The sequence below is a fragment of the Mesorhizobium sp. M2A.F.Ca.ET.037.01.1.1 genome (assembly GCF_003998075.1).
Lineage (GTDB): Bacteria > Pseudomonadota > Alphaproteobacteria > Rhizobiales > Rhizobiaceae > Mesorhizobium.
The window spans coordinates 1-2,452 of the sequence record NZ_RZSA01000959.1; the positions used below are offsets into that span (position 1 = coordinate 1).

At 59.4% G+C, this 2,452-nt stretch carries 4 protein-coding genes and 1 pseudogene; 4 read left to right on the forward strand and 1 reads right to left on the reverse strand.

The window, feature by feature from the left end:
• Nucleotides 1-220: pseudogene (locus tag EOA27_RS31905) on the reverse strand (hypothetical protein); the annotation flags it as partial.
• 111 nt (nt 221-331) lie between these two features.
• Between EOA27_RS31905 and EOA27_RS43040 the strand changes: the two are divergent.
• The 4 genes from EOA27_RS43040 to EOA27_RS31915 all read left to right on the forward strand — a co-directional run bounded on the left by EOA27_RS43040 (nt 332) and on the right by EOA27_RS31915 (nt 2,388).
• Nucleotides 332-463 (forward strand): hypothetical protein, encoded by a 132-nt coding sequence (locus EOA27_RS43040; protein WP_281059501.1) that lies wholly within the window; start codon nt 332-334, stop codon nt 461-463.
• A gap of 120 nt (nt 464-583) precedes the next feature.
• Nucleotides 584-721, forward strand: coding sequence for a hypothetical protein (locus tag EOA27_RS41090; protein WP_189343134.1), 138 nt, complete (start codon nt 584-586; stop codon nt 719-721).
• Between the two features lie 406 nt (nt 722-1,127).
• Nucleotides 1,128-1,535, forward strand: a complete 408-nt coding sequence (locus tag EOA27_RS31910) for a DUF930 domain-containing protein (RefSeq protein WP_126082738.1) — start codon at nt 1,128-1,130, stop codon at nt 1,533-1,535.
• 166 nt (nt 1,536-1,701) lie between these two features.
• Nucleotides 1,702-2,388, forward strand: coding sequence for a TerC family protein (locus EOA27_RS31915; RefSeq protein ID WP_126082737.1), 687 nt, complete (start codon nt 1,702-1,704; stop codon nt 2,386-2,388).
• The last annotated feature ends 64 nt before the right edge of the window (nt 2,389-2,452 follow it).

Consider the following 2,452-nt stretch of genomic DNA (forward strand, 5'->3'; position numbering starts at 1 on the left):
GGCCCAGGAAATTTGCGGCCTGATTTGACGGACGCGCAACAACCACCGTGCCTGTTGATTTGCAATCCAGTTTCGGTGCCGGCTTGCCGCTGCCAGCCTTCATATGTGCTGCAGGACAAGAGATTGCTGCCTGAGCGGTGGCTACCTTTTTCTTTTCTTTCGCAACGGCTGCTCCGGTGGCCGCCAATACCATTGCTACGCCAAACACAACGAGTTTCATTGAAACGCCCTCACCCTGCACAATCCGAAATGATCGCGCCTGCGTTAACGTTACGTCAACTATATGTTGTCCGCAACGACGATTCCCTGTTTCGATCTCTGGTTGCGTTCGATGAAATCGCAGGTGGCAACCATGGAAGCGATCTTCGACGACATCGCAGCAGCTCTGGGAGCCCCGCCGAGGCGGTTGCGGGCAGGCTACGGCGCCTGGCGCTACGCCTGGCTGAAAGCCGCGTCGCAGTAGGCGTGGGCATAGCTGTCGTCCGCGCTGTCGCCGGCTGAATATTAGCAGTTTCTTGTTGTAAGCCGCTGACGAGAGCATAGTCCTATCGGCGGGTACGAGGAGCTTTTGATGGAGAGTTCCATGCGACTGATCATTCTGTTGGTCGCCTGCGTCGCTGTGTTCATCGTCCGGGATGGCTTGGCCAACAAGAGCGCTTATCGAATTGCGACAGTGAAAAGCCTCGAACAGGTGGAAGGCTTCGGCCTGGTACAGAACTAGCGCCAGAAGTCGCCTGGCTCATACTGCTGGTCAGCACTCCAAGCCCCGCGATATTGCAGGCCGTTGGCCTCAGCCAATTGAGGGCTCAGCATGGGCTATCCTACCCGTCCTCGTGCTCACGCGGCGTGAGCCTGTCATGCGACACTCCGGGGCCTCGCTAGGGTCGGATGCAGGTCTGTCAGGGCTGACTTTTTCCGGGTATCCGGGTATATCGCGACTTCCGTCAAGGGGATGCGAACATGGCGCCCCCTGCGCCGACCCGGACCTTTGTGCGCACTAGCGATTCTGCAAGTCACAGCCGCCAAGAGTTGTGCGCTGCTTGTATTGGTTGGTGGGCGAAGCGTCCTGACACCCATGTCGGTCAATCGTTGGTGAAACACCGTTTATTTGATTTCTCGGACAAAATATGCTGCTTCTCGCGCCCATGAAAAAGCTCTGCCTGATGGTTCTGGCGTCGCTGGCGCCGGTCTTGCCGGCCAAGGCGATGGACAATGCGTTGCGCGCCGGCCTGATGAAACTCGATCCCGAAACCCGCCTCGAGCAGCGGTGCGACGCAGAAGTGCTCGACCGGATCAGCCACGACGATCGCAACTACAAAGCCGACCGGGTCGTGGCCTACGCCTTCGCCACGCCGCAGATGAGCGCCGATGCCATCAAGAGCTCAGGCGCCGCCTTCCGCAGCAAGGGCCAATGGTACCGGCTGAAGTTCAAATGCCAGACCGCGCCGGACCATATGCAGGTGCTGCAGTTCCGCTACAAGATCGGTGACGAAATCCCCGAATCCGACTGGGCCAAATACAATCTCTACGACTAGTTCCCGCCCGCCCGCTTGACCGGCGAACACCCGAAATGATTGAGGGCTTGCGCTGGCGGCGCCGTTTTCCGGCGATGTCCGAACCTGCGTCTTGACGCCGATGGACCATGCCTTTAGGCCCGTCCGGCAAAGGGCCATGTTCATTTCAGGCAAGGATTTCTAGTCGATGGAAATATTCACTGCCACAGGCCTTTCAGCTCTCCTCCAGGTCGTCGCAATCGATCTCGCGCTCGCCGGCGACAACGCAATTGTGATCGGCCTCGCGGCGGCCGGCCTTCCCGCGGATCAGCGCAAGCGCGCCATCATTGTCGGCATCGCTGCGGCCACGGTCCTGCGCATCGTCTTCGCCCTCATCACGCAATGGCTGCTGAGCATCGGCCCGATGCTGCTCATCGCCGGCGGGCTTCTGCTTCTGTGGGTCTGTTGGAAGATGTGGCGCGAATTGCGCGTCAGCCATGACGACGAGCGCGATGCGACCGAAGCGCTGTCGAACAACGACTACAACAAAGACGGATCCGTCGCCGGCAAGGGAGCACGCAAGACCTTCTCTCAGGCCGCCTGGCAGATCGTAATCGCCGACGTCTCGATGTCGCTCGACAATGTGCTCGCCGTCGCCGGCGCCGCCATGAAGCATCCGACGGTGTTGATCATCGGGCTGGCCCTTTCGATCGCCCTGATGGGTTTTGCCGCTTCCTTTGTCGCCCGGCTGCTGCATCGATATCGCTGGATCGCCTATATCGGCCTGCTGATCATCTTGTACGTGGCGATCAACATGCTTCTCGGCGGCGCCGTGCAGCAGTTCCCCGACCATTTTGCCTTCCTGGCGCCCTGGTTCGGGTCGGACGCTCACTAGAGCAATTCCAGGAAAAGTGTGAGCGGTTTTCCGTCCAGAATTGCGTCAAAACAAAGGGATAGAG

Bases quoted from the DNA above. Each gene is read 5' to 3' on its own strand.
- EOA27_RS41090 (WP_189343134.1), top strand. From the start codon at position 584: ATGCGACTGATCATTCTGTTGGTCGCCTGCGTCGCTGTGTTCATCGTC.
- EOA27_RS31910 (WP_126082738.1), top strand. From the start codon at position 1,128: ATGCTGCTTCTCGCGCCCATGAAAAAGCTCTGCCTGATGGTTCTGGCG.
- EOA27_RS43040 (WP_281059501.1), top strand. From the start codon at position 332: ATGAAATCGCAGGTGGCAACCATGGAAGCGATCTTCGACGACATCGCA.
- EOA27_RS31915 (WP_126082737.1), top strand. From the start codon at position 1,702: ATGGAAATATTCACTGCCACAGGCCTTTCAGCTCTCCTCCAGGTCGTC.